Genomic DNA, 26,066 nt, shown 5'->3' on the forward strand with positions numbered 1-26,066 from the left:
TGCGCAATCAGGGTCTGCGGATCAGCGTCGGCAGATCATAGAGATAAGCGATGCGCTTGATTGCATCCTGCAACGGTTCCAGCGTCACGGTCATGGTGTGACCGCTGGCATGGATCAGCATGTCGGGCGCAGCGCAGATCGCGACATGCCCCTTCCAGAAAACAAGATCGCCACGCTGGAGATTGGAATAATCCGCATTCGGCTCCACCACCGTGCCCAGCGTATTTTGCTGCATGTCGGAATCGCGCAGAACCTTGCGGCCCGCGACCCACATGGCAAGCTGGACCAGACCGGAACAATCAATGCCGAAGCCGGACGTGCCGCCCCAAAGATAGGGCGTATGCAACAGCGTTTCCGCCACGGCCACATAGTCGGCAACGTGTTCGCCGATTGGCGCCAGATGGCTTGCAATCATCGCCTCGCCGCTTTCCAGCACGGCATAAGGAGTGCCGCGCGTTTCGGCAGCGCCGACGATCCGCACGCGTGAACCAAGCGACAGCGCCTGCGTGTGCGGAAAACGCAAATCGGAGCCGGGATAGATAAAAGTTCGCGGCACGATGACCATATGGGTGGCTTCGCCCTGCGGTTTTTCGATGAACGACGCCGAGACATAACCCGTATAACCGTCACGCTCGGCCTGCACCCAGCACCAGCCGTCCATTTCCTCGAAAACGCGCACCGTGTCGCCAAAAATGATCTGGGTCTGGGGTCCGCTGTCCGGGCGCGGCTGCGACCGGAGGTCAACCACCGGCGCGGTCACCTGCATTTCGGTTCCGGCTATAAAGCGGGTCGCCTGCACCCGGTCGTTCAATCGCTCATCGGCGAGATCGGCGCGATAGGCATTGAGGCGGCGGTCGAGCGTGGTCACATCGGAACTCATGGGCAGACACTCATAAAGGTAACTCTCTGGCTTTGGCGATCACCAGATCGCCCAGTCGTTCAACATAAAGCGCACCGGCGACAGTTCTCTTAACTAGCACATTTCGCCGGTCTTTTTCATCACGATGACGGGATAGAAGGTCGAGCGTACCCATCGTGTCGAGCGCGCGCGTGACCACCGGCTTGGTGACATCCAGTTTTGCCGCAAGCCCCCGCACCGTATGCGGCGGCGGCTCCAGATAGATTGTCAGAAGAATAGCGGTCTGCCGCGTCGTGAGATCTGGCATCTCGTCACGTATCTGCCCAAGCGACAGGGTCTTCAGCAATGTCAGTGCCTGTATCGGCTTCATCTCAACCGGCATCCGCTATCCTCTACACCAAGGATTGTTTCGGAACCGTTTTATTCAACCCGCTTTCGCTGTTTCTGGCAAGAACTTTATGGCAGCTAACAAAAAAGCGGCCGAAGCCGCTTATCAGTAATCCGTCAGGATCGAACTGTCACTGCGTCTTGCGACGGAGGCGAACGATAATGTCCACATTGACGATTTCCATGCCTTCCGGTGCGTCGGGCATATTGGCAACTGTCGGCTGGCCGCGTTCGCCATGCGGAATATCGAACACGACATTTTCCCCTTCGAGGAAGAAGTGCTGATGGTCCGAAATATTCGTGTCGAAATAAGTCTTGGAGCCTTCCACCGCGATGATGCGGAGCATTCCGGCTTCCGTGAACTGGTGCAATGTGTTGTAAACGGTAGCGAGAGACACCGGCACATCCGCCATGACCGCCTGTTCGTGGAGGTCTTCAGCGGACAGGTGGCGATCACCTTGCGAAAAAATCAGACTGGCAAGCGCAACGCGCTGGCGCGTCGGACGCAGGCCGCAATCGCGGAGCCGTTCTTCCATAGAGACCGTCGAGTGGGTATGTGTAGACTGCATATTCACCGCTGGTTCCGTTACAAGCTTGTAGCAAATTCGTCAAAGATTGAACGGGCTGTTGCCCATTGCATACTGACATTGATATATGCCGTTGCGAAATAAGTATCAATAGGCTTGGAGTTTGCCCGTTTTTTCGGGAAAATCCATTGCATATTTTTATGGTCGCTAAGGTTTTGTACGGGAACCAGTCTGTGATAGGGGTGTTCCGACTTGACGACCAGAAAGAGATAGAGCGGTTTGGGCGTTTGCGCTAAAACCGTTCCGAATGACAACCGGGCCGGATTGCCGGCCGATAGCGAATAAACCTCAAGGGAGGCGAAATGGCAGAACAGAAATCAAGCTACGGGTATGAAGAACTCCTCAGCTGCGGGCGCGGCGAGATGTTCGGCCCCGGCAATGCCCAGCTTCCCCTGCCGCCAATGCTGATGGTGCACCGCATCACCGATATTTCCGAAACCGGTGGAGAGTTCGGCAAGGGCTATATCCGCGCCGAATACGACGTGCGCCCTGACGACTGGTATTTTCCATGCCATTTCCAGGGCAACCCGATCATGCCGGGCTGCCTCGGCCTTGACGGCATGTGGCAGCTGACCGGCTTCTTCCTTGGCTGGCTCGGCGAACCGGGCCGCGGCATGGCGCTTTCGACCGGCGAAGTGAAATTCAAGGGCATGGTGCGCCCGCACACCAAGCTTCTCGAATATGGCATCGACTTCAAGCGCGTCATGCGCGGACGTCTTGTGCTCGGCACCGCCGATGGCTGGCTGAAAGCCGATGGCGAAACCATCTACAAGGCCACCGATCTGCGCGTCGGCCTTTCAAAGGAAGGCGACGGACAATAATCGTCTGAACCAACCATTATTCACGGGCGCGACGGCAAAAACGAACAGTTTTTATGCGGTCGCGCTCAAAACATGCGAAGATCGCACCTATGTAACGGCGACGAGGCAGTCTTGACCCAAGCGACTGCCGCTCGACGAGCAAAGGTGTAAAGGAGAACGCGATGCGGCGTGTGGTCGTAACGGGTATGGGGATCGTATCCTCGATTGGCAACAACACCGAAGAGGTGACGGCCTCGCTGCGCGAAGCCAAATCCGGCATCTCGCGTGCGGAAGAATATGCCGAACTGGGTTTCCGCTGCCAGGTGCATGGCGCACCGAAGATCGATGTCGAATCCCTCGTGGACCGTCGCGCCATGCGCTTCCACGGTCGCGGCACCGCCTGGAATCACATCGCCATGGATCAGGCGATTGCCGATGCGGGTCTTTCCGAAGACGAAGTCTCCAACGACCGCACCGGCATCATCATGGGTTCGGGCGGTCCTTCCACCCGCACCATCGTTGATTCCGCCGACATCACCCGTGAAAAGGGGCCGAAGCGCGTCGGTCCGTTCGCCGTGCCGAAGGCCATGAGCTCGACGGCGTCCGCGACGCTGGCGACCTTCTTCAAGATCAAGGGCATCAACTATTCGATCTCTTCGGCCTGCGCGACATCCAACCATTGCATCGGCAATGCGTTCGAGATGATCCAGTATGGCAAGCAGGACCGCATGTTTGCGGGCGGCTGCGAAGATCTCGACTGGACGCTTTCGGTGCTATTCGACGCCATGGGCGCGATGGCGACCAAGTATAACGACACGCCTGCCACCGCATCACGCGCTTATGACAAGAACCGTGACGGCTTTGTGATTGCAGGCGGCGCTGGCGTTCTGGTGCTGGAAGATCTCGAAACCGCGCTCGCACGCGGCGCGAAGATCTATGGCGAAATCGTCGGCTATGGCGCAACCTCCGACGGCTACGACATGGTCGCTCCGTCCGGTGAAGGCGCGATCCGCTGCATGAAGATGGCGCTTTCGACCGTCAAGACCAAGATCGACTACATCAACCCGCACGCAACCTCGACGCCAGCTGGCGATGCGCCGGAAATCGACGCCATCCGTCAGGTGTTCGGCTCGGGCGACGCCTGCCCGCCGATTGCCGCGACCAAGTCGCTGACCGGCCATTCGCTGGGCGCAACGGGCGTGCAGGAAGCGATCTATTCGCTTTTGATGATGCAGAATAATTTCATTTGCGAAAGCGCGCATATCGAAGAATTGGACCCTGCCTTCGCGGACATGCCTATCGTCCGCAAGCGCATCGATAATGCTCAGCTCAATACCGTGCTCTCCAACTCCTTCGGGTTTGGCGGCACCAATGCGACGCTGGTTTTCCAGCGCTACCAGAGCTGAGGGAGAGGGGAATATGGAAGGTTTGATGCAAGGAAAACGCGGCCTCATCATGGGGGTCGCGAATAATCATTCTCTGGCATGGGGCATCTCGAAGCAACTGGCCGCACAGGGCGCGGAACTCGCTTTCACCTATCAGGGCGATGCGCTGGGCAAGCGCGTGAAGCCGCTGGCCGAACAGGTCGGCTCGGACCTCGTCCTGCCCTGCGATGTCGAAGACATTTCTACGGTCGATGCGGTTTTTGCCGAAATCGAGAAGAAGTGGGGCAAGCTCGATTTCATCGTTCACGCCATCGGTTTTTCCGACAAGACCGAACTGAAGGGCCGTTACGCAGACGTCACCACGCGCGATAATTTCAGCCGGACCATGGTGATTTCCGCCTACTCCTTCACGGAAATGGCGCAGCGCGCTGAAAGGCTGATGAAGGACGGCGGTTCGATCCTGACGCTGACCTATGGCGGCTCGACCCGCACGATCCCGAACTACAACGTTATGGGCGTTGCCAAGGCGGCGCTTGAAGCCATGGTTCGCTATCTGGCTGCCGATTACGGCCCGCAGGGCATCCGCGTCAACGCCATTTCGGCTGGCCCGGTGCGCACGCTGGCTGGCGCAGGCATCGGCGATGCCCGCGCGATCTTCAGCTATCAGCGCCGCAATTCGCCGCTGCGCCGCACGGTCGACATCGACGATGTCGGCAAATCGGCTGTCTATCTCCTGTCCGATCTGTCGAGCGGCGTGACCGGCGAAATCCATTATGTGGATTCCGGCTACAACATCGTTTCGATGCCGACGCTGGAAGAGTTGAAAAGCTCTGACGCCGAACGCGGCGAATAAGTATTCCGGAAACAAAAAAGCCGCCCTTCGGAGCGGCTTTTTTGTTTCACTTCTTCGCATCGAAGATTTTGAAACCGTCTGCTTCTTCCAGTGTCGTCACCGACTTGAACAGGCCCTTGAGGGTCACCTCATAAGGCAGCTGCCGGTTGGCGACCATCAGCAGGCGACCGCCCGGCTTCAGCCGCGACGCTGCAGCCGAGATAAAGCTCTGGCCAAGCGAAACATCCGTCACGCGCCCTTCGTGGAAGGGCGGGTTCATGATGACGGTATCGTAGATGCCGGTCACCTTCTCGCTGGTAATATCGAACCAGTTGAAGGAAATCGGCACCGAAGCGCCCAGGCGCTCCAGATTGCCGCGTGCGGCCTCCAGCGCCTCATAATCCGCCTCGAACAGATCGATGGACTTGATGCGGTCGGCATATTTCAAGCTCTGCGCTGCGAGATAACCCCAGCCCGCGCCAAAATCCGCTACATTGCCGAACACGATCTTTTCCATATGCGGGGCCAACAGCGCCGAGCCCTTGTCGATGGCGCCATGCGAAAACATGCCCGGTTCGGTGCGGAACACATCATCAATTGCGCTTTCCAGCGGGCGCAGCGCCGCGATGAAGTCGTCGTCCAGATCGGCGGGACGCTGCAGCCAGAAGGCCACCGCGTGGTTCTTTGACATCCGGTCGCTGATTTCGGCGATATTGCCCACCCATTTGCGGAAACTATCGACGCCAAGCTTCTTGTCCCCGCAAACGACGATCCACCCGCCCGGCTGAACACGCGCCAAAAGCTCGGAGAACCACGCCTCGTTGCGTCCACGGTGTTTTCCGAGCAGGAGCAGCCCGCCGTTAAAACGGCTCTCTATGGCCAATCTCGGCTCTGCGCGAAAGCCTTCCTTGCCCAGCGCCAGAAAATCGGGGCGCCATGGTTGCAGGCAAGTCAGGATCTGCTTCCATTCAGGATCGAGAAGCCGGTCGGCGAAAAGGCCGCATGCGAGAAAGGATTGCCCATCTTCGGGCGTATCGAGAATGCCCTGCTCGAAGGGAAGGAAGAGTGTTTTCTGTGCCGGTGTCATCATGATCGTTCTTTAACCCGCAAGATCGCATCCGAAAAGTCCGCACGACCCCTATGATTCCCGTGAAACAACAAAAAAGCGCGCCCGAGGGCGCGCTTTCCGATTTCATAAGCGATGCAGGGCTTATTCAGCGTCTGCCTCTGCCTTCTTTTCAGCAACGACTTCCTTGCCGGTTTCCTGATCGACGACCTTCATCGACAGGCGAACCTTGCCGCGTTCGTCGAAGCCCATGAGCTTGACCCAGACCTTCTGGCCTTCCTTGACCACATCGGTGGTCTTGGCAACGCGGTCGGCAGCCAGCTGCGAGATGTGAACCAGACCGTCACGCGGGCCGAAGAAGTTCACGAAAGCGCCGAAGTCGGCGGTCTTGACGACCGTGCCTTCGTAGATTTCGCCGACTTCCGGCTCAGCAACAATCGAGTGAATCCACTTCTTGGCGGCTTCGATTTCCTTGCCGTTCGACGAAGCGATCTTCACCGTGCCGTCGTCTTCGATGTTGATCTTGGCGCCGGTCTTTTCCACGATTTCGCGGATGACCTTGCCGCCCGAACCGATAACATCACGGATCTTGTCGGTCGGGATGTTCATCACTTCGATGCGCGGAGCGAATTCGCCGAGTTCTTCACGCGACGTGGACAGAGCCTTGCTCATTTCGCCGAGAATATGAATGCGACCACCCTTGGCCTGCTCCAGAGCGACCTTCATGATCTCTTCGGTGATACCGTCGATCTTGATGTCCATCTGAAGTGCGGTGATGCCGTTTTCAGTACCGGCAACCTTGAAGTCCATGTCGCCGAGGTGATCTTCATCGCCGAGAATATCGGAAAGAACAGCATAACGCTCGCCTTCCTTGATCAGGCCCATGGCGATACCGGCAACCGGACGTGCAAGCGGAACGCCGGCGTCCATCAGAGCGAGCGAGGTGCCGCAAACGGTCGCCATCGAGGAAGAACCGTTGGATTCGGTAATCTCGGAAACCGAACGGATCGTGTAAGGGAACTGTTCGGCAGCTGGCAGCATCGGGTGGATAGCGCGCCATGCGAGCTTGCCATGACCAACTTCACGACGGCCCGGCGAACCCATACGGCCGGTTTCACCAACCGAATATGGCGGGAAGTTGTAGTGCAGCATGAAGGATTCTTTGTACGTACCGGTCAGAGAATCGATCATCTGTTCGTCTTCGCCGGTACCGAGGGTGGCAACAACGATCGCCTGCGTTTCGCCGCGGGTGAACAGCGCCGAGCCGTGGGTGCGTGGCAGAAGGCCAACTTCCGAAACGATTGCACGAACGGTCTTCAGGTCGCGGCCATCGATACGGTTGCCCGTGTCGAGAATGTTCCAGCGAACGATCTTCGCCTGCAGGTGCTTGAAGACAGTCGCAAAGCTTTCAGCCGAGAATTCCGGTTCTTCAACGCCCTCAGGGAAGAAGTGAGCCTTCGCCTTGGCCTTTGCAGCGTCAACAGCAACGTAACGAGCCTGCTTTTCGGTGATCTTGTAAGCGTCGCGCAGGTCGTTCTCCACAACGGCCAGCATCTTGGCTTCGAGGTCCGACAGGTCTTCCGGCTGGAAGTCGCGCGGTTCCTTGGCAGCAACTTCAGCAAGCTTGATGATCGCGTCGATCACCGGCTGGAAGCTCTTCTGGCCGAAAACGACGGCGCCGAGCATGACTTCTTCGGAAAGTTCCTGCGCTTCCGATTCAACCATCAGCACGGCATCAGCCGTACCGGCAACAACCAGATCGAGCTTCGATTCCGGCATTTCGTCGATATTCGGGTTCAGAACATATTCGCCGTTGATGTAACCAACGCGCGCACCACCGATCGGGCCCATGAAAGGAACGCCGGAAAGGGTCAGTGCTGCGGAAGCTGCAACCATCGACAGGACGTCGGGGTTGTTTTCGAGATCGTGCTGAACAACGGTCAGAACAACCTGCGTGTCGTTCTTGTAGCCATCGACGAAGAGCGGACGGATCGGACGGTCGATCAGGCGCGAAACGAGGGTTTCGTTTTCGCTCGGACGACCTTCACGCTTGAAGAAACCGCCCGGGATCTTGCCAGCAGCATAGGTCTTTTCCTGATAATTGACCGTCAGCGGGAAGAAATCCTGACCAGGCTTCGGTTCCTTGGCAGAAACGACAGTCGCCAGAACGACGGTTTCGCCATAGGTTGCGAGAACTGCACCGTCAGCCTGACGCGCGATCTTGCCGGTTTCGAGCGTGAGCGGACGACCGCCCCATTCGATTTCCACTTTGTGGGTATTGAACATATCTTGTCCTCATAGGGAGACGCCGCGCCAGGCGCTAAGGCATTTCCGTGGTTGGCGGACGGGCCACGGGCAAGACAACGGGGAGCTCGGAGGAGAGCGAACTACCTGCAATCCTGCCCCATGACGGGTCCAAGTCATGAGCCTTTTCGGCTCTCGGGCAACCCGATCCGGCCTTGTTTCGTCCGGGGCGGGAAATAAGGGCATATGCCCTATTCTCTGTTACTCCGCATTACCCTACGCAAACCGCTTCGCGCTCTTGTTGGGAATGCTTTAAAAATCAAACGGGCGACGTTCATCACGTCGCCCGATTTACCGTTAACGGCGCAGGCCGAGACGGCTGATCAGCGCCTGGTAGCGCGCTGCGTCCACGCCCTTGACATAGTCAAGAAGACGGCGGCGCTGCGAAACCAGCTTCAGAAGGCCGCGACGCGAATGATTGTCATTCTTGTGGCCCTTGAAGTGTTCGGTGAGGTTGGCGATACGCTCGGAAAGAACGGCAACCTGTACTTCAGGAGAACCGGTGTCGCCTTCCTTGGTGGCGTATTCCTTGATAAGTGCTTGCTTGCGCTCAGCAGTAATCGACATCGTAAACCCTTTCTTGATGAGAGGAAAAACAGACGCCCAGGCCGGGATGTCGTCCAGCGCGGGCCAACTTACACGATCTGATCTGCATTTCTGCGGGATCGCTGTTGGGGCATATAGTGCAAAAACGGCAAGAATACCAGCATCAAATACGCCCCGGCAGTTGCGAGGACTTTTTAGGTAGCAGTGAAAACTCGCTTCGGCTTGAACTGACCATGCTCGATATAGCCGATGGCGAGCAGTTTTCCGCGTGCCGTGACGCAAGCTTCGTCCGCTTCCAGCGGGGCGTCGCGACCACGCAGGATAACTGGATTGCCGAGGCGAACGCGCTGCGCCTGATCGTCGGTCAGCGGCACCTGCGGCAGACAATCGAGCGCAGCGCCCGTATCGATCACCAGAGCATCGAGGCCCGAAAAATCGCGGCGCGGCGCGGGTTCGAGCACATTGCCATCCTCGTCTTTCGGCGGCAGCGGCGGCCAGACGGCTTCCAGTTCCGAGAGCGTGACAAAGTCTTCTTCCGTGAACGGGGCGACTTCGATGCGGCGCAGTTCGGAAATATGACCAAAGCAGCCAAGATCGCGGCCCATATCGCGCGCCAGCGAACGCACATAGGTGCCCTTGGAGCACTCGACCTCGAACGAGGTGCGGTTGTCGTTATGGAATTCGACGATCTCCAGACGGTCGATCTCGACTTCGCGTGCCGGAATCTCCACCGTTTCGCCTTCACGGGCCAGATCATAGGCGCGTTCACCGTCGATCTTGATGGCGGAGAACTGTGGCGGGATCTGCGAAATGAGGCCGGTATAGTTCGGCAGCAGGGCCTCAACTTCTTCACGCGACGGACGCTTGTCGGAGGTCTTGGTCGGCTGACCTTCAAGGTCGTCGGTCGAGCGTTCCTCGCCCCAGGTCACCGTGAAACGATAGACCTTGGTTCCGTCCATGACATAAGGCACGGTCTTGGTGGCTTCGCCTAGAGCAATCGGCAGCATGCCGGATGCGAGCGGGTCGAGTGTGCCGGCATGACCAGCCTTCTCGGCGTTGAACAGCCACTTGATCTTCGAGACCGCTTCGGTCGATCCCATACCTTTCGGCTTGTCGAAAATAACCCAACCGGAAACCGGACGGCCTTTTTTCTTACCCCGTCTTGCCATGCTTTATTTGTCTCCATTGCGGGAGGTTTCATCCTCGCCAGCGTCTTCATCGTTATGCGCAAGATCGCGCGCCACTTCCGGCGAACGCAGAAGTGCGTCGATCTTCGAAAAATTGTCGAAACTCGTGTCGGAGCGAAAGCGGAACTCCGGCATGTATTTCATCTGGCCAAGGACTGGCGCCATGCGTCCGCGAATGAATTTCGCGTTGGCGGCCAAGGCCTTGACGATAGACTGCGGGTCAACATTGCCAAGCGGCATGATGAAACAGGTGGCGATCTTCAGGTCGGGCGACATGCGCACTTCCGAAACGGAAATGACGGTGCGCTCGATCAGATCGTCACGGATTTCATTGCGCTGGAGCAATTGCGCCAATGCATGACGCACCTGTTCGCCAACGCGAAGCTGGCGCTGCGAAAGACCGCCTGAGCCTTTTGGGTCCGGGGAACGTGCCATAGCTAAATCCTCGATGAACAGCCATCGACCGACGTTCAGCCCCTCAGGCAGTCCGACGACACGGCTTGAAAATTATGGGCGTAACTTACCACAATTCAGATGGGAGTCAGACCCTCGGAACCGGGCATTAGAGCGCGTTTCGATCTGAATGAATCAGATCGGCGCTCAATGCTTTTCTATTTCAAGCATAATCTTACCGATCCTCGTTTCACTCCGGTCTGATTATGCTCTAAAAAGCCGGACCGCCCCTGTCGGACGGTCCGGCCAAAGCTATTAGAGCGTGCGCGTAATGTGCTCGACGCGGAACGCTTCGATCGTGTCGCCTGCGCGAATGTCGTCGTAGTTTTCGAACGCCATACCGCATTCCTGGCCCATCGGCACTTCCGACACTTCGTCCTTGAAGCGCTTGAGCGTCTTGAGCTTGCCTTCGTGGATAACCACGTTGTCACGGATGAGGCGGACGCCTGCACCACGTTCGACCTTACCGTCAACGACACGGCAACCAGCAACCTTGCCGACCTTGGTGATGTTGAAGACTTCAAGAATCTCAGCATTACCAATGAAGGTTTCACGGCGTTCTGGCGACAGAAGACCCGACATTGCTGCTTTAACATCTTCGATCAGATCGTAGATGATGTTGTAGTAGCGAATTTCGATGCCCTGCTGTTCGGCAGCGTCACGTGCCTGCTTGTTGGCGCGGACGTTGAAGCCGATGATCGCGGCATTGGAGGCTTCGGCCAGCGACACGTCGCTTTCCGTGATACCACCGGCGCCCGAATGCACGATGCGTGCACGCACTTCGTCGGTGCCGAGCTTGTCGAGAGCCGTCATGATGGCTTCGACCGAACCCTGCACGTCACCCTTGATGACGAGCGGGAATTCCTTCAGGCCATTGACCTGCAGCTGGCTCATCATCTGCTCGAGCGAACCGCGCGCGCCGGACTGGCGGGCAACGGCCTTGTCACGGGCCAGACGCTGACGATATTCGGCGATTTCACGCGCCTTGGCTTCATTGGCAACCACGGCAAAGCGGTCGCCCGCCTGCGGCGTGCCCTGAAGGCCCAGAACTTCAACCGGCATAGCAGGACCGGCTTCCTTCACATGCTCGCCATGGTCATTGACCAGTGCGCGCACGCGGCCCCATTCGCTACCGGCGACGAGAATGTCACCGGGATGCAGCGTACCAGTCTGAACCAGAACGGTTGCAACCGAACCACGGCCACGATCAAGCTGGGCTTCGATGACGACGCCTTCAGCCGTACGCTTCGGGTCTGCCTTGAGATCAAGGATTTCAGCCTGCAACAGAACTGCTTCCAGCAGCTTGTCGAGGTTGATCTTGTTCTTGGCCGACACTTCGACGTCGAGAACTTCACCGCCCATCGATTCCACGAAGACATCGTGCTGCAACAGGGCAGTACGAACCTTCTGCGGATCGGCAGTTGGCTTGTCGATCTTGTTGATCGCCACGATGATCGGAACACCAGCCGCCTTGGCATGGTTGATCGATTCAATCGTCTGCGGCATCACGCTGTCGTCAGCAGCCACCACGAGGATGGCAATGTCGGTCGCCTGCGCACCACGGGCACGCATTGCGGTAAAGGCAGCGTGGCCCGGCGTATCGATGAAGGTGATCTTCTGGCCGTTCTGTTCGACCTGATAAGCACCGATATGCTGTGTGATACCACCGGCTTCACCCGACACCACATTGGCGTGACGGATTGCATCGAGCAGCGAGGTCTTGCCGTGATCGACGTGGCCCATGATGGTCACGACCGGAGGACGGGAAACCAGCGCAGCCTCGTTGTCGGCAACACCGAAGATGCCTTCTTCAACGTCCGATTCCGCAACGCGCTTGACGGTGTGGCCGAATTCTTCAGCAATGAGCTGCGCCATATCGGCATCGATCACATCGCCCGGCTTCATCATCTGGCCCTGCTTCATCAGGTACTTGATGATGTCGACCGAACGCTCGGTCATACGCTGTGCGAGTTCCTGAAGCGTAATGGTTTCAGGCACAGTCACTTCGCGAGAGATTTTCTCGCGCGTTTCCTGCATCTGCGAACGCTTGAACTTTTCCTGACGGCGACGCATGGCCGACAACGAACGCGAACGGCCTTCGTCTTCCAGATTGCTGGAGATCGTCAGCTTGCCGCGACGGCGATCGTCTTCCGTCTTGACCACCTTCGGCGCGCGCACTTCCGGCTTGGCCGCGGTGCCACGACGGGCTGCCATCGGGCTTCCGCCACGACGATCATCGTCATCGCCAGACTGGCCCGGCCTGCGAAGCTGGCTCTGCGGCAGCGGCTTGCCCGGTCCCGGAGCGGTTTCTGCAAGCGACGGAGCCGGACGCGGTGCACCCGACTGCGGACGATTGCCCTGCTGCGGACGGCCAGCGTGCTGCGGGCGGTTGCCCTGCGGTGCGCCACGCGAATCGTCGCGACGCTCGGTGCGCTGTTCGCCCCGTGCTTCCGGCTGCGGAACGCGCTTGGCAGCTTCTTCTTCTGCCTTGCGGCGTGCTTCGGCCTCAGCCTTGAGGCGGGCTTCTTCCTCGGCCTGACGGCGTGCGGATTCTTCACGTTCCTTGGCGCGGCGCGCATCTTCTTCGGCGCGGCGCTTGGCTTCTTCAACGGCGCGGGCGCGTTCTTCGACTTCACGCACCTGCGCTTCTTCAAGCGCACGGCGGCGTGCATCCATTTCGGAGCGCGACAGCGTGTTCAGCACCATGCCGGAGCGATCGGCAGGGCGCGGGCGCGGTGCCTGCTGATTGGGGCGCTGCTGCACCGGGCGCTGCTGTTGCTGTGCGACATGCGGCTTTGCAACCGGGGCCGCAGCAGCGGGTGCTGCCGGTGCCTTCGGCTGAGCCACGGGCGCGGCAGGGGCTGCTGCAGGCTTGGGAGCCGCTGCTTCCACTTCCGGCTTGTCGTCTGGCCGTGAGAACTTGCGCTTCTTGGTTTCAACGACGACAGCCTTGGTGCGGCCGTGGCTGAAATTCTGGCGCACGGTGCTCTGCTCGACGCCTGGCCGCTTCATGGTCAGGGTCTTCTTGGGGGTGACGCCCAGCGTCTTGTCGTCGTTTGTGTTATCGCTCATTACGTTCCGTTTCCTTCGCGGCTCCGGCCGCTCTACTCGAGCATTATCCAACGCGACCTGGTCGGGTTGGATAATGCTCCAGTCATCCACTTCTACGCCCAATCCGGTGTGAGACCTGCCAGCCTCCGGGATTACGCTCTAATTCGAATTCGTTGCGCTTTCACCGCGATAGCGATGCAGCAATTGCGCCCGCTGAACGAACCCGACAGCCGCCTTTCCTTCAAGCACGGCTGCATGTATCACATTTCCGCCCCCAAATGCCAAATCCATTTCTTCTCCCGTAAAAAGGGTGAAGGCCGGGATATCGGGGCCATCCAGATGCACCACGGCGCGCCTTGCCTGATCAAGCTTGCGCACGCCATCGGCTGCGGCTTCCTTGGTATGCAGCACCATGGCCGCCGCGCCCGTGCGGATCGCCTGATCCACCTTGGTCGAGCCGGTTACCACGGCGCCTGCCTTGCGCGCCAAAGCCAGACTGCCGAGAGCGGATTTCGTCAGCAGCTGGTCGACCAGCGCGCCAAGATCGTCCTGCGGCTTCACGCCTTCCTTCAGCGCCCGCGCAAAAAGCTTGCGCTTGATCGCTTCATCCACCAGACGGCGCTCGGCTTTGACCCAGCACCCCCTGCCTGGCAGGTTTCTTTTCAAGTCCGGCACGACGGAACCGTCTGGCCCTGCCACAAAGCGGATCATGTCATCGGCAGAACCGCTTTCGCGCGTGACGATACAGGTTCTGTCATTCATATCCTGCTCCACGCAAACTCCCGCTCTGCCATATACGGACTTGTACTCAACTTCAAAACTGGCAACGCTTCCGCCGTTATGTTCTCAAATCGGGCGGTTTGGAACCTCCCCGACATATCAAACGCAACGCGTGGCGCTGTACCAGAGCCGGGGCTTCGCCACAACCCGAAACGTGGTCCAAGGCCCACTGAAACCCGATCCGACTGACCGAATTCGGCAGATGAGACCCGTTTCCCCATCTCCGGACACAAAACCGCTGCGCACTTTTGCTGGAGATGCTTGAAGCCGCACAGCTTACGCCTGAATTGCTTCAGACGTAAGAACCCATGCGGCTCCAGAACTTTCAGCGCTTCTTACGAAGCAGCTTCTTCTTCACCGGCTTCAGCCTCGACTTCCGCTTCGGCTTCTTCCTGAGCGGCTGCTGCCAGCTCTTCTTCCGTGATCCAGCCAGCCTTGAGGCGGGCAGTCAGGATCATCTGTTCGGCATCGACGCGCGAAACATCGAAGGACGAGAGAATGCCGCTATGAGCGACAGTGTCGCCATCCTTGCGCTCACGCCAGCCGACGAGATCGTCAACAGCGTAACCTGCAAAGTCTTCAATCGACTTCACACCGTCTTCACCGACAGCAACCAGCATGGCGGTGGTGAGGTTCGGCAGTTCACGCAGTTCGTCTTCGACGCCGAGTTCCTTGCGGCGCGCATCCAGTTCACCTTCGAGGCGATCCAGATATTCACGGGCACGCTGCTGGATTTCAGAAGCGGTATCGTCATCGAAACCGTCGATGGATGCGATTTCGCCCGGCTCGACATAAGCCAGTTCTTCAATCGAGGCGAAGCCTTCGGAAGCCAGAACCTGACCGACCATTTCGTCAACGTCGAGGGCTTCCATGAACAGGTTCGAACGCTCGGTGAATTCCTTCTGACGACGTTCGGACTCTTCGTCCTCCGTCAGAATGTCGATGTCCCAACCGGTGAGCTGCGATGCGAGGCGGACATTCTGGCCGCGACGACCGATCGCAAGTGATAGTTGGTCATTCGGGACGACAACTTCAATACGTTCCGCATCTTCGTCGAGAACAACCTTGGCAACTTCAGCGGGCTGAAGCGCGTTGACGATGAAGGAAGCCGCATCCGGCGACCACGGAATGATGTCGATCTTTTCGCCCTGCAGTTCAGCCACAACCGCCTGAACACGCGAACCACGCATACCAACGCAGGCACCGACCGGATCGATGGACGCATCGCGCGAAACCACGGCGATCTTGGCGCGCGAACCCGGATCACGGGCGACCGACTTGATCTCGATGATGCCGTCATAGATTTCCGGAACTTCCATGGTGAAGAGCTTCGCCATGAATTGCGGATGGGTGCGCGACAGGAAAATCTGCGGGCCGCGCTGTTCGCGACGCACGTCGTAAACATAAGCGCGGATACGGTCACCATAACGGAAGGCTTCACGCGGGATCAGTTCGTCACGGCGCACGATGGCTTCGCCACGGCCCAGATCGACAATCACATTGCCATATTCGACGCGCTTCACAGTGCCGTTGACGATTTCGCCCACGCGGTCTTTGTATTCGTCATACTGGCGGTCACGCTCGGCTTCGCGCACTTTCTGCACGATGACCTGCTTGGCGGACTGGGCAGCAATGCGGCCGAAATCCATCGGCGGCAGCTGGTCAGCGATGAAGTCGCCGATCTGCGCATCCGGGTTGCGGTCGCGTGCGGTGAACAGCGAAATCTGCGTGGCGTAGTCTTCGACATTCTCGACCACTTCGAGCAGACGCTGAAGCTTGATCTCGCCCGACTTCGCATTGATGTCGGCGCGGATGTTGCTTTCCTGACCGTAACGCGAACGCGCTGCCTTCTGGATCGCATCGGCCATGGCCGCAAGAACGATCTCGCGGTCAATCGACTTCTCGCGTGCGACCGCATCGGCGATCTGCAGAAGCTCCAGCCTGTTAGCACTGACTGCCATAGGTCTCTCCTTGGTGTCGCACCCGGCTTCTCCTTGCGCCGAATGCCTGAAACTTTTTTCGTCGGCTTATTTCTTGTCAGCCGTATCTTCTGTCGCCGCTTCTTCCGGCGCATCGCCCAGATCGTCTCCGGGGATGCGGCCTTCACGAAGGGCCTTGTCCTTGCGCAGCGCATCGCGGATCAGATCGTCGGTGAGGACCAGACGCGCATCCGAAATCACATCGAAGGGAATGCGCACGACCGGTTCGTTGCCGTAAGACACCTGATCGCTTTCGATCACCACCGTCTCGGCATCGCCCAGCACGATACGACCGCGGAATTTCTTGCGGCCTTCATGTACGATGGAGGTTTCCACCTTCGCGATATGGCCAGCCCAGTCGGCGAAATCCGACTTGCGCACCAGCGGACGATCGATGCCCGGCGACGAGATTTCCAAATGATATTTGCCGCTGATCGGATCTTCGACGTCGAGCACCGGCGCGACGGTACGGCTGACCAGCTCGCAATCGTCCACGGTCATCGTGCCATCGGGACGCTCGGCCATGATCTGCAAGGTCTGGCCGTTGAGACCGGAAAGACGTACGCGCACCAGACGAAAGCCGAGCGTATTGAGCACTGGCTCAATAATGCCCGCCACTTTCGCGTCGATGCCCGTTTCGCGAATGATGCGTTCACCCGTATCCACCGCCGGCGTCTCTGCTTCGTTTGCCTGAACCTGTTCCGTCAACTCTGAACCTCTCGAAGGGGTCGAAAAACCTCTGTTTCCTGGCTCTAAGTAACAAAAAAGAGCGGGACCGGACGGACCCACTCTTGTTCGTTCGACCAAGAATTTGAGAGTTATATACCAGCGGAAGCGGATTTTTTCAAGTCCCGCTTCTGTCTAGAGCATTTTCCAGCAAAAGTGCGCAGCGGTTTTGCGTAGGATAATGCGTAAAAACAGATAGATAGAGCGGTTCCACGATACCGTTATGATCGGAACCGCTCTAGAATTTCAACGTCGGATAAGTGTCAGGTAGGCAGCCTTGCGGCCCTCGCGGAAGGCCTTCGCTTCATAACGCGTTCCGGGCCACCCTTCATAGGCGTCGTTCCAGTCCGCCGGACCTTCCGCTTGCCAGTCAAAAGCATCGTGACGGCGGCAATGTTGCAGCGTCCAGTTCACATAATGCTCGATATCCGACGCGAAGCGGAATTTTGCGCCGGGTTTCAAAATGCGGGCAAAACGATCCAGATTGGCGTCGCTGACAAAACGGCGCTTCCAGTGGCGGCGCTTGTGCCAGGGGTCGGGATAGAACAGGTCGATACCGGTCAGAGATGCATCCGGCAGCCAGTCGAGAACCGCCGTCGCGTCCTCATCGTAAAGCCGCATATTGGGGCGCGGCTCCTGATCGAGCGCCGCCAGCATCTTGGCCATGCCGTTGACGAAAGGCTCGACGCCGATGAAGCCTGTCTGCGGATAGCGGCCCGTTTCATGATGAAGATGTTCGCCGCCGCCAAAGCCGATTTCCATGCGCACCGCGTCAACCGCGACGGGGAACAACGCGCGCAGATCCTGCGGCGCAGGCTTGGCAAGGTCGAGCTTCAGCTCGGGCAGAAGGTCCTCGAACAGGTTCCGCTGATGGCTGCGCAGCGGCTTGCCGTGACGACGGCCAAAAAAGTTTCCGGCACCGCGCAGAGGATGGGTTTCTTCGGTCATGTTTTATCCGTCAGAATAAGCGAAGAGCGCGGTCAATGACCGCGCTCTTTGATATTTGCAAGACACATAACGCCAAGCGGCCTGTGATGCAACTTTTGGAACAGGCTTTAAGCGACAGACGCTTTGAGTGCCTTGGTGAGGTCGGTCTTCTCCCAGGAGAAGGAACCGTCACGGCCCGGCTTGCGGCCAAAATGACCGTAAGACGAAGTCTTGGCATAGATCGGCTTGTTGAGGTCGAGATGCTTGCGGATGCCGGTCGGCGACAGGTCCATCACTTCACGCAGCGCTTCTTCAACAGCGGATTCCGCAACCTTGCCGGTGCCGTGCAGATCGACATAGACCGAAAGCGGCTGCGCAACGCCGATGGCGTAGGCAAGCTGGATCGTGCAGCGGTCGGCAAGATTTGCCGCCACGACATTCTTGGCCAGATAACGCGCTGCATAGGCAGCCGAGCGGTCAACCTTGGTGGTGTCCTTGCCGGAGAATGCGCCGCCGCCATGCGGAGCCGCACCACCGTAAGTGTCGACGATGATCTTGCGGCCCGTCAGGCCTGCGTCACCGTCCGGGCCGCCAATGACGAATTTGCCGGTCGGGTTGATGTACCAGTTGCAGGTGGCTGCAATCGGCAGCTCGCCCAGCGCGTCGCGGATATAGGGCTCGACAACCGAACGAACCTTCTTCGAATCCCAGCTGGCATCCAGATGCTGCGTCGAGAGCACAATCTGCGTAACTTCCGCAGCCTTGCCGTTTTCGTAACGCACCGTGACCTGGCTCTTGGCGTCCGGGCCAAGCTTGCCCGCATCGCCTTCGCCCTTATGGCGGGCTTCGGACAGCTTTTCGAGAATCTTGTGCGAATAATAGATCGGCGCTGGCATCAGATCCGGGGTTTCGCGGCAAGCATAGCCGAACATGATACCCTGATCGCCCGCACCTTCTTCGCCCTGACGGTCGGCGGCATTATCGACGCCCTGCGCGATGTCGGCAGACTGCGGGTGCAGAAGCACGTCGATCTTGACCGTCTTCCAGTGGAAGCCGTCCTGCTCGTAACCGATTTCGCGGATCGCCTTACGGGCTGCCGAACGGAAGCGGGCAGGATTGATCAGCGGATGGCCAGCGGCGTCCCTGGCGATCGAGCCGTCCTTATTCTTCTTCAGGAAAGTCTCCGGCACGCGCACTTCACCGGCAATCACCACGCGGTTGGTGGTGGCAAGCGTTTCGCAGGCGACGCGGACAGACCACGGATCCACGCCGGTGCGGCGCGCTTCCTTGTAGACCATGTCGACGATTTCATCGGAGATACGATCGCAAACCTTGTCCGGGTGTCCTTCAGACACAGATTCGCTGGTGAAGAGATAAGAACTGCGCGACACGGGTAACCCCTCTTGAAAATCCAACGGAGGACATCTCCGCCTAGGAAACACAGTAGCGCCCGGAACTTTCCGGGCGCGTCAAAGTGTTAGCGAAGTTGGGATCGAACCGTCAATGCATTTTCGTATTGCGACAGGGCGCGGTTGGAAAAATTCATTTCCCAAGGTCGAAAAGCCACCGTCAAAAGGGGAAAAGGCGCATGAATCGCCAGAAAACAGGCGTAAAGGGGAGTGACTTACTCGGCGTCTGCTGCCAGCGACTTCACCAGATCGATGATTTTCCGGCGAACTTTCGGATCTGAAATTTTCGTGAACGCCCGTGTGAGCTGGACGCCTTCGTTCGAATTCAGGAAATCGACCACATAGGTCGCTTCGTTATCTTCCGCAAAGCCTTCCTGGCCGACGGGGTTTGATCCCGGTGCGTCTTCGAAGAAAAAGGAAACCGGTACATTGAGAATGGCTGAGATCGCCTGCAGGCGGCTGGCACCGACGCGATTGGTGCCCTTCTCGTATTTTTGAATCTGCTGAAACGTGATGCCCAGATTTTCGCCAAGCTTTTCCTGACTGAGGCCTAGCATGTTGCGGCGGAGACGAATGCGGCTGCCGACGTGTACGTCGATTGGGTTGGGCTTCTTTTTATTCTCAATCATACAGCTGTCACTCCTCGCGGCTGCGAGCTTTCATTCATGTACTGTTCATCTGAACAGGGATAACATCACGTTGTGGGAGGTAGTCTGACGCGTTTCGCACGACTTCGCACGTGGGAACCGTCACCGCGCCGGTATAACATCTTAACAAAATTGCCGTGTCAATGAAAACGCCTGCGGAATGACACCCTGAAAGCGACGTTGACAAAGAGTAAGGTTAACAGGATCGATATCGTCTGTTTCGATCCCGGCGCTGTGCTCCAAAATGGTGCACGAACTGACGGTAGGGAAGCATCTACAACGCCGACAGCGTCCAGCGCGAGACCTTCAGTGATTCGACCGTAGGAATCCGTTACCGCCGAAAGCCCGTTATTGGCCGCACGCACGAGCGGCAGGCCTTGCTCCACGGCGCGAACCTGCGCCTGCCGGAAGTGCTGATAAGGCCCCGGCGTGTTGCCATACCAGCCATCATTCGTGACGTTGACGATTGCTTTGGGCGCGCTTGTTTCCGGCCCCGAAACGCCCAGCTCATCCGGGAAAATCGCCTCGTAGCAGATAAGCGGCAGGAGCGTCTGGCCCGGCCTCACATTCAGGAGACGCCGTGAGGAACCGGCGGTAAAGCCGCCCGGCATTTTCACCACTTCCTGAAGTCCAAGCCCCCGCAGAAGGCTTTCCAACGGCAGATATTCGCCGAATGGAACAAGATGCACCTTGTCGGTAGCGTCGGTGATCTCGCCCCGGTCGTTGATCGAATATATGGAATTGTAATAGCGCGGCTCGCCATTGCCTGCGGCCCGCTCTTCGCGCACGGCGCCGGTCAACAGCACCTGACCGTCCTGCAATGTATTGCCGATCTGGGCCAGCGCTTCCGGTGTCGACGTCAGAATATAGGGCACTGCCGTTTCAGGCCATATGACGACATCGGGGCGCAGCTTGCCATCAGCGGGCGGCTCGGCCGTCAGCGCAATCAGCTTGTCGAAGATCGAGCGGCGCGCGGCATTGTCCCATTTCATGGTCTGCGGAATGGAGGGCTGCACGATGCGGATATTGATGTTGCCCTTTTCGTCGCCCACGGCTGGCGCGCGCGAAAGTGTCCATGCGCCAAAGCCGACATGGGTTGCAGCAAGAAGAATGGCGAGGGCGATACCGCTTTTTGCAAGCCGTCCGCCGATCAGCAATGCGGGCGATGCGAAGATGAACACGGCAAGCGCGCTCATGCCCACAAGGCCGACCACCGCGACCGACTGCATCAGCAGCGGCACCGGCATGGCCGCATAGCCGATAGCGTTCCACGGGAAGCCGGTCAGCAGGAAGGTGCGCAACCATTCTGCAAGCGCAAAGCCGAAGGCAAGCGCAAAAATCCTTCCAAGCCCGTCAGACCAGAAAATGCGCGCAACCATGGTCGCAAAGGCATAGAAAATCGCCAGAAAGGCGGGCAGGCCCAGCACTGCCAGCGGCAGGGCCCAGGCAAACTCGTCTGCATCGACCAGAAGAGCCGTCCCGATCCACCAGAGGCCCGAGACGAAATAGCCGAAGCCGAACCACCACCCGACCATTGCCGCGGGCAGAATACGCCGGATCGGGCCAGCATCGGCGCGCGCCAAAGCGCCGTCGATCAGCCAGACGAGGATCGGAAAGGAAATGAAACCGGCGATGAAGAGATCAAAAGGCGGCTGGGTCAGTGTCGCGAAGGCGCCACTCAAAAAAGCGGCCAGCGCACGACGCCAGCCGCTTGAAAGAATGATCCTGCCCGCAAGCCGTTCGATCATCAGGCCTCTTTGAAGGTTTCAGTGTCTTCGGCGGTAGCCGGAGACTGCTCTTCAGGCTTGGTGGTAACAACGGCACGCTGTTGCCTGCGGCGGTCAGCGGCGGAAAGCGGCACGATGCGCACCTTCTTCACGCGGCGCGGATCAACCTCCAGCACGTGGAATTCATAGCCGGGCACGGCCTGCACCACTTCACCGCGAACCGGAATCCGGCCCAATACGGAGAAGATCAGGCCGCCAACCGTATCGACATCCTCGCCATGTTCGCCCACCGCGAAAGACGGGCCGATCTTTGCCGCGAATTCGTCCAGATCGGCGCGCGCATCGACGACGAACACGCCATCGGCTTCCTCGGCGATCATGATTTCTTCGTCGTCATGCTCGTCTTCAATATCGCCGACAACCATTTCGACAATATCTTCCAGCGAGACGAGACCATCGGTGCCGCCATATTCGTCGATGACCAGCGCCATCTGGATATGGGTTGCCTGCATGCGGGCCATCAGGCCGCTCGCCATCATCGATGGCGGCACGAACAGCACCTTGCGCATGAGGTTGAGCTCGCCGATCGTCTTGGTGAGATCAATGCGGCTCATATCGAATTTCGGCGGCGTCGCCGCAGCAGGCGTCTTGGCCGTCGTGCGGCGGCGCGTTTTCTGGCGCGCCTGACGCGTGATGAAATTCAAAACGTCGCGGATATGGATCATGCCGCGCGGATCATCCAGCGTTTCGGCATAGACCGGCATACGGGAATGGCCGGATTCCTCGAAGAGTTCCAGCACTTCCCAAAGCGGCGTGGAAATTTCCACGGCCTCGACATCCGCGCGCGGAATCATCACGTCTTCGACGCGGATTTCACGCAGGCGCAGGATATTGTGCAGCATCGCCTTTTCTTCGGGCGAGAAGGCGGAATCCTGTTCGCTTGCCGTGCTGGACAAGGCGTCGGCCAGATCTTCACGCAAGGAAGATTGCTGCCGCGAGCGGATGAAAGGGAAAATATTCGACAGAAGGGAACGCTTTTCGACCGCTACCGGTCGCTGCGTACTTTGCCCTTCGGCGTCTTGGGTCTCGCTGCGATTCTCGCCCGCGGACGGAGGTTGTGAGGTTTGATCAGCCATGGTCAATCGTTGTTAATGGTCTCTTGGGATACAGCATAAGGGTCCGGGATGGCAATAGCATGAAGAATCTCGACCTCGCGGCGTTCCATTTCCTCTGCTTCCTCGTCGGTTTCATGATCATAGCCCAACAGATGCAGGAAGCCATGCACGACAAGGTGTGAGAGGTGATGGTCAAGAGGCTTGCCTTCTTCAACCGCTTCACGCTCCACGGTTTCGCGGGCGATGACAATGTCGCCCAGCATTGGTCCCGGTTGGTTCCCGGCCTTGACCGGAAACGCGGGAAACGACAACACATTGGTAGGCTTGTCCTTGCCGCGCCATTCGGCGTTCAGCTCCTGAATGGACGCATCGTCGGTAAAGACGATGCTCAATTCGCTGTCGGCATCCTTGAGGCCCAGATTGGCCCATGCCGCCTCGACAGACTTTCTGACAAGTCCTTCGAGTGTTGTTTCATCCGGCCAGTTGCCAGCTTCAATGGTGATATCGATATGGATCGCGTTGTCTGACACGTTCTGCGGCGGCTTCCCGGACAGCAAGCCGCTTCGTCCTTTCAGTTGTTCGAAAGCCGTCTGCCCCAAAAAGGCAGACAGCATTTTTTAGATCGTAGTTCTAACGACCGATTACAAGTCCTCTTATTCCGGACGGACCGGCTGCTGGACATGCGTTTTCGCATCGCGGTCATAGGCGTTGACGATTGCCGCCACCAGCGGATGACGCACCACGTCTTTTTGGGTGAACCGCACCTTGATGACGCTTTCCACATCGTCCAGCACGCGAAGCGCTTCGACAAGCCCGGATTTCTGACCGGGTGGAAGATCGATCTGGCTCGGATCGCCCGTCACGATCATCCGCGATCCTTCACCAAGACGCGTCAGGAACATTTTCATCTGCATGGATGTCGTGTTCTGCGCCTCATCGAGGATCACCGCCGAATGGGCCAGCGTGCGCCCGCGCATAAAGGCCAGCGGCGCGATTTCGATGACGCCTGCCGTGATGGCCCGCTCGACCTTTTCGGCGGGCATCATGTCGTAAAGCGCGTCATAGAGCGGACGCAGATAGGGATCGACCTTTTCCTTCATGTCACCCGGCAGAAAGCCCAGGCGTTCACCCGCTTCAACAGCCGGGCGGGACAGGATGATCCGCTCCACCAGACCACGTTCCAAAAGCATGGCTGCATGGGCGACGGCCAGATAGGTCTTGCCTGTACCGGCAGGACCGACACCGAACACCAGTTCGGAACGGTCGAGCGCCCGCATATAGGCGTCCTGCGTCGGGGTGCGCGCAAAAATCGTCTTCTTGCGCGTGGAAATCTGGGCAGCAGACAGCTTGCCCTTGTTTTCCATCGTCGGCAGATCCAGCTGATCATCGGCGGCAATGGCCATGCGCAAGGCGCCATCGACATCCGATGCCGTCAGTTCATGACCTTTCTGCACGGTTTCATAAAGATGATCGAGCGTGCGGCGCGCCTGTTCGGTCGCGGTCGGTTCGCCCCGGATCGAGAGCTGGTTGCCCTTGGAGCGAACATCGACACCGAGCTTTTGCTCGATCCGTGCCAGATTTTCGTCGAACTGACCGTAAAGCGCACTGGCCAGGCGGTTGCTCTCGAAAGTGAGCACAATATGGGCCATATCCGAGGCCCCGGTAGTCGGGCTTTTTTGCGTTAGAGTGGTTGGCTTGGCAGGTCTCAGCTTTTCCGTGGCGCTCAACCGTATCTCCTCAAGAGTTCACGCATTGCAATCACAGTTCCGACGGGATCATCGGCCCGACAGGATTATCGGCACGAGACTCAAGCGCCGAACCATCTGCCTGAACGGTATCATGCCTTCACGCCAGTTTTTGCGCAATAAGGCTATTGGTCCCAGTGGAGGTGATTTTCACATGAATAATGTCGCCGACCTGATCATTGTTGTCATCGATGATCACCGGAAGGAGCCAGGGCGAGCGTCCCACCATCTGCCCCGCCTGACGGCCGGGCTTTTCTAAAAGCACGTCCATCTCGCGACCGATCATGGATTCCTGAAACGCATATTGCTGTTCCGACAGCAAAGCCTGCAGGCGCTGAAGCCGCTCGTCTTTCACCGCTTCGTCCACATGACCGGACAGATCCGCGCCGGGCGTGCCGGGACGTGGCGAATATTTGAAGGAATAGGCCTGCGCGTAATTCACATCGCGCACCAGCTGCATCGTATCTTCGAAATCCTGATCGGTCTCGCCGGGGAAGCCGACAATGAAATCGCCCGACAGCGCCATATCCGGACGCACGTCACGGATGCGCTCGATCAGGCGTCGATATTCGTCCGCCTTGTGGCGGCGGTTCATCGCCTTGAGAATACGGTCCGAGCCGGACTGCACCGGCAGATGTAGATAAGGCATTAGCTGGCGCAGGTCGCGATGCGCGGCGATCAGGCTGTCATCCATATCGCGCGGATGGCTGGTCGTATAACGCAGGCGCGCAACACCCGGAATACGCGCGAGGCGGAACAATAATTCGCCCAGCCCCCATTCGCGGCCATCGTCGCCCTCGCCATGCCAGGCATTGACGTTCTGGCCGAGCAGGGTCAGTTCCCGCACACCGCCATCGGCAAGGCGTTCCGCTTCGGCCACGATCTGTTTGACGCTGCGCGACACTTCCGAACCGCGCGTGTAGGGCACCACGCAGAAGGTGCAGAACTTGTCGCAGCCTTCCTGCACCGTCAGAAAAGCAGAAACGCCGCGCTTGCGGGTTTCCTCGCGCTTCGGCGACGGCAGATGTTCAAACTTGTCTTCAAGCGCATATTCGGTCTCGACGACCTTTTCGCCGCCGCGAACGCGCGCCAGCGCATTGGGCAGGCGATGATAGGTCTGCGGTCCGATCACCAGATCGACATTCGGCGCTCGGCGCAGAATTTCCTGTCCTTCGGCCTGTGCCACGCAGCCAGCAACACCGATGGTCAGTTCCTTGCCATTGGCTTGCCGCGCGTCCTTCATCTTGCGCAGGCGTCCCAGCGCGGAATAGAGCTTTTCCGAGGCCTTTTCGCGGATATGGCAGGTGTTCAGCAGCACCAGATCGGCATCGTCCGGCGTATCGGTCGCGACATAGCCTTCCGCTGCAAGGCTGTCGGCCATGCGCTGGCTGTCATAGACATTCATCTGGCAGCCATAGGTTTTGACAAAAACCTTGCGCGTATTCGAACGCGTATCGGCGTGGTCTGCCGCTGGCACAATATCGGTGATGTTTTCGCTCATGCGGGGCTATCTACAGCTTTTGTCGCCGCTTTGGAAGGTGACAAACTGATCGG

At 58.5% G+C, this 26,066-nt stretch carries 23 protein-coding genes; 3 read left to right on the top strand and 20 right to left on the bottom strand.

All coding sequences use genetic code 11. The features are described 5' to 3' along the window. Positions 1-7: 7 nt before the first annotated feature. From WIX40_RS13745 to irrA, 3 genes are all read right to left on the bottom strand, one after another. The gene (locus WIX40_RS13745) at positions 8-880 is read right to left on the bottom strand and encodes a C40 family peptidase (RefSeq protein WP_339440250.1); all 873 of its coding nucleotides are present in this window, start codon (positions 878-880) and stop codon (positions 8-10) included. A 10-nt stretch (positions 881-890) separates the two neighbouring features. Then, on the bottom strand, positions 891-1,241 hold the full coding sequence (locus WIX40_RS13750) for a MarR family transcriptional regulator (RefSeq protein WP_109370117.1): 351 nt from the start codon (positions 1,239-1,241) through the stop codon (positions 891-893). 136 nt (positions 1,242-1,377) lie between these two features. After that, entirely contained in the window at positions 1,378-1,815 is a 438-nt protein-coding gene (gene irrA / locus WIX40_RS13755; RefSeq protein WP_109370116.1) for an iron response transcriptional regulator IrrA, read from the bottom strand. Between the two features lie 320 nt (positions 1,816-2,135). Here irrA and fabA point away from each other — a divergent pair, with 320 nt between their 5' ends. The 3 genes from fabA to fabI all read left to right on the top strand — a co-directional run bounded on the left by fabA (position 2,136) and on the right by fabI (position 4,871). Beyond that, entirely contained in the window at positions 2,136-2,654 is a 519-nt protein-coding gene (fabA, locus tag WIX40_RS13760) for a 3-hydroxyacyl-[acyl-carrier-protein] dehydratase FabA (protein WP_121537008.1), read from the top strand. A gap of 161 nt (positions 2,655-2,815) precedes the next feature. Continuing rightward, complete coding sequence (gene fabB, locus WIX40_RS13765; protein ID WP_109370114.1) at positions 2,816-4,039, top strand: beta-ketoacyl-ACP synthase I; 1,224 nt, start codon at positions 2,816-2,818, stop codon at positions 4,037-4,039. 13 nt (positions 4,040-4,052) lie between these two features. Continuing rightward, positions 4,053-4,871, top strand: a complete 819-nt coding sequence (fabI, locus tag WIX40_RS13770; RefSeq protein ID WP_109370113.1) for an enoyl-ACP reductase FabI — start codon at positions 4,053-4,055, stop codon at positions 4,869-4,871. A gap of 46 nt (positions 4,872-4,917) precedes the next feature. Here the strand turns inward: fabI and WIX40_RS13775 are convergent, their stop codons facing one another. The 17 genes from WIX40_RS13775 to miaB form a co-directional block, all read right to left on the bottom strand. Next, a complete protein-coding gene (locus WIX40_RS13775) occupies positions 4,918-5,940 on the bottom strand; it encodes a class I SAM-dependent methyltransferase (RefSeq protein ID WP_339440254.1) in 1,023 nt (340 codons plus the stop codon). Between the two features lie 120 nt (positions 5,941-6,060). Then, positions 6,061-8,202 carry a polyribonucleotide nucleotidyltransferase gene (pnp, locus tag WIX40_RS13780; RefSeq protein ID WP_109370111.1) on the bottom strand — a complete coding sequence of 714 codons (2,142 nt, stop codon included), beginning with the start codon at positions 8,200-8,202 and terminating at the stop codon, positions 6,061-6,063. A gap of 315 nt (positions 8,203-8,517) precedes the next feature. Beyond that, the gene (rpsO, locus tag WIX40_RS13785) at positions 8,518-8,787 is read right to left on the bottom strand and encodes a 30S ribosomal protein S15 (RefSeq protein WP_109370110.1); all 270 of its coding nucleotides are present in this window, start codon (positions 8,785-8,787) and stop codon (positions 8,518-8,520) included. A gap of 173 nt (positions 8,788-8,960) precedes the next feature. Then, positions 8,961-9,935, bottom strand: a complete 975-nt coding sequence (gene truB / locus WIX40_RS13790; protein ID WP_339440257.1) for a tRNA pseudouridine(55) synthase TruB — start codon at positions 9,933-9,935, stop codon at positions 8,961-8,963. Between the two features lie 3 nt (positions 9,936-9,938). Beyond that, positions 9,939-10,388, bottom strand: coding sequence for a 30S ribosome-binding factor RbfA (gene rbfA, locus WIX40_RS13795; RefSeq protein ID WP_109370108.1), 450 nt, complete (start codon positions 10,386-10,388; stop codon positions 9,939-9,941). 273 nt (positions 10,389-10,661) lie between these two features. Next, positions 10,662-13,478 carry a translation initiation factor IF-2 gene (gene infB / locus WIX40_RS13800; protein WP_339440258.1) on the bottom strand — a complete coding sequence of 939 codons (2,817 nt, stop codon included), beginning with the start codon at positions 13,476-13,478 and terminating at the stop codon, positions 10,662-10,664. A 138-nt stretch (positions 13,479-13,616) separates the two neighbouring features. After that, positions 13,617-14,219 (bottom strand): RNA-binding protein, encoded by a 603-nt coding sequence (locus tag WIX40_RS13805; RefSeq protein ID WP_109370106.1) that lies wholly within the window; start codon positions 14,217-14,219, stop codon positions 13,617-13,619. Positions 14,220-14,572: 353 nt separating this feature from the next. Beyond that, positions 14,573-16,198 carry a transcription termination factor NusA gene (nusA, locus tag WIX40_RS13810; protein ID WP_109370105.1) on the bottom strand — a complete coding sequence of 542 codons (1,626 nt, stop codon included), beginning with the start codon at positions 16,196-16,198 and terminating at the stop codon, positions 14,573-14,575. 66 nt (positions 16,199-16,264) lie between these two features. Further along, positions 16,265-16,924: a ribosome maturation factor RimP gene (rimP, locus tag WIX40_RS13815; protein ID WP_339440261.1), complete on the bottom strand. Its 660-nt coding sequence runs from the start codon at positions 16,922-16,924 to the stop codon at positions 16,265-16,267. Positions 16,925-17,188: 264 nt separating this feature from the next. Next, positions 17,189-17,890 (bottom strand): tRNA (guanine(46)-N(7))-methyltransferase TrmB, encoded by a 702-nt coding sequence (trmB, locus tag WIX40_RS13820; protein WP_339440262.1) that lies wholly within the window; start codon positions 17,888-17,890, stop codon positions 17,189-17,191. A gap of 107 nt (positions 17,891-17,997) precedes the next feature. Next, positions 17,998-19,260 (bottom strand): methionine adenosyltransferase, encoded by a 1,263-nt coding sequence (gene metK / locus WIX40_RS13825; protein ID WP_109370102.1) that lies wholly within the window; start codon positions 19,258-19,260, stop codon positions 17,998-18,000. A 233-nt stretch (positions 19,261-19,493) separates the two neighbouring features. Then, positions 19,494-19,907: a helix-turn-helix domain-containing protein gene (locus WIX40_RS13830; protein ID WP_078337717.1), complete on the bottom strand. Its 414-nt coding sequence runs from the start codon at positions 19,905-19,907 to the stop codon at positions 19,494-19,496. A 158-nt stretch (positions 19,908-20,065) separates the two neighbouring features. Beyond that, positions 20,066-21,673: an apolipoprotein N-acyltransferase gene (lnt, locus tag WIX40_RS13835; protein ID WP_339440264.1), complete on the bottom strand. Its 1,608-nt coding sequence runs from the start codon at positions 21,671-21,673 to the stop codon at positions 20,066-20,068. Beyond that, positions 21,673-22,788 (bottom strand): hemolysin family protein, encoded by a 1,116-nt coding sequence (locus tag WIX40_RS13840; RefSeq protein ID WP_109370100.1) that lies wholly within the window; start codon positions 22,786-22,788, stop codon positions 21,673-21,675. The genes lnt and WIX40_RS13840 overlap by 1 nt, the downstream gene beginning before the upstream one ends. A gap of 2 nt (positions 22,789-22,790) precedes the next feature. Continuing rightward, entirely contained in the window at positions 22,791-23,297 is a 507-nt protein-coding gene (ybeY, locus tag WIX40_RS13845) for an rRNA maturation RNase YbeY (RefSeq protein WP_121537432.1), read from the bottom strand. A gap of 123 nt (positions 23,298-23,420) precedes the next feature. Further along, positions 23,421-24,494 carry a PhoH family protein gene (locus WIX40_RS13850; protein WP_339440266.1) on the bottom strand — a complete coding sequence of 358 codons (1,074 nt, stop codon included), beginning with the start codon at positions 24,492-24,494 and terminating at the stop codon, positions 23,421-23,423. A gap of 118 nt (positions 24,495-24,612) precedes the next feature. Next, complete coding sequence (gene miaB, locus WIX40_RS13855; protein WP_339440268.1) at positions 24,613-26,013, bottom strand: tRNA (N6-isopentenyl adenosine(37)-C2)-methylthiotransferase MiaB; 1,401 nt, start codon at positions 26,011-26,013, stop codon at positions 24,613-24,615. Positions 26,014-26,066 lie beyond the last annotated feature (53 nt).

The organism is Ochrobactrum teleogrylli (assembly GCF_037482325.1).
Lineage (GTDB): Bacteria > Pseudomonadota > Alphaproteobacteria > Rhizobiales > Rhizobiaceae > Brucella > Brucella teleogrylli.

Coding starts and splice junctions, on each gene's coding strand:
- WIX40_RS13745 (WP_339440250.1), bottom strand. CDS start 880: ATGAGTTCCGATGTGACCACGCTCGACCGCCGCCTCAATGCCTATCGC.
- WIX40_RS13750 (WP_109370117.1), bottom strand. CDS start 1,241: ATGCCGGTTGAGATGAAGCCGATACAGGCACTGACATTGCTGAAGACC.
- irrA (WP_109370116.1), bottom strand. CDS start 1,815: ATGCAGTCTACACATACCCACTCGACGGTCTCTATGGAAGAACGGCTC.
- fabA (WP_121537008.1), top strand. CDS start 2,136: ATGGCAGAACAGAAATCAAGCTACGGGTATGAAGAACTCCTCAGCTGC.
- fabB (WP_109370114.1), top strand. CDS start 2,816: ATGCGGCGTGTGGTCGTAACGGGTATGGGGATCGTATCCTCGATTGGC.
- fabI (WP_109370113.1), top strand. CDS start 4,053: ATGGAAGGTTTGATGCAAGGAAAACGCGGCCTCATCATGGGGGTCGCG.
- WIX40_RS13775 (WP_339440254.1), bottom strand. CDS start 5,940: ATGATGACACCGGCACAGAAAACACTCTTCCTTCCCTTCGAGCAGGGC.
- pnp (WP_109370111.1), bottom strand. CDS start 8,202: ATGTTCAATACCCACAAAGTGGAAATCGAATGGGGCGGTCGTCCGCTC.
- rpsO (WP_109370110.1), bottom strand. CDS start 8,787: ATGTCGATTACTGCTGAGCGCAAGCAAGCACTTATCAAGGAATACGCC.
- truB (WP_339440257.1), bottom strand. CDS start 9,935: ATGGCAAGACGGGGTAAGAAAAAAGGCCGTCCGGTTTCCGGTTGGGTT.
- rbfA (WP_109370108.1), bottom strand. CDS start 10,388: ATGGCACGTTCCCCGGACCCAAAAGGCTCAGGCGGTCTTTCGCAGCGC.
- infB (WP_339440258.1), bottom strand. CDS start 13,478: ATGAGCGATAACACAAACGACGACAAGACGCTGGGCGTCACCCCCAAG.
- WIX40_RS13805 (WP_109370106.1), bottom strand. CDS start 14,219: ATGAATGACAGAACCTGTATCGTCACGCGCGAAAGCGGTTCTGCCGAT.
- nusA (WP_109370105.1), bottom strand. CDS start 16,198: ATGGCAGTCAGTGCTAACAGGCTGGAGCTTCTGCAGATCGCCGATGCG.
- trmB (WP_339440262.1), bottom strand. CDS start 17,890: ATGACCGAAGAAACCCATCCTCTGCGCGGTGCCGGAAACTTTTTTGGC.
- WIX40_RS13830 (WP_078337717.1), bottom strand. CDS start 19,907: ATGATTGAGAATAAAAAGAAGCCCAACCCAATCGACGTACACGTCGGC.
- lnt (WP_339440264.1), bottom strand. CDS start 21,673: ATGATCGAACGGCTTGCGGGCAGGATCATTCTTTCAAGCGGCTGGCGT.
- WIX40_RS13840 (WP_109370100.1), bottom strand. CDS start 22,788: ATGGCTGATCAAACCTCACAACCTCCGTCCGCGGGCGAGAATCGCAGC.
- miaB (WP_339440268.1), bottom strand. CDS start 26,013: ATGAGCGAAAACATCACCGATATTGTGCCAGCGGCAGACCACGCCGAT.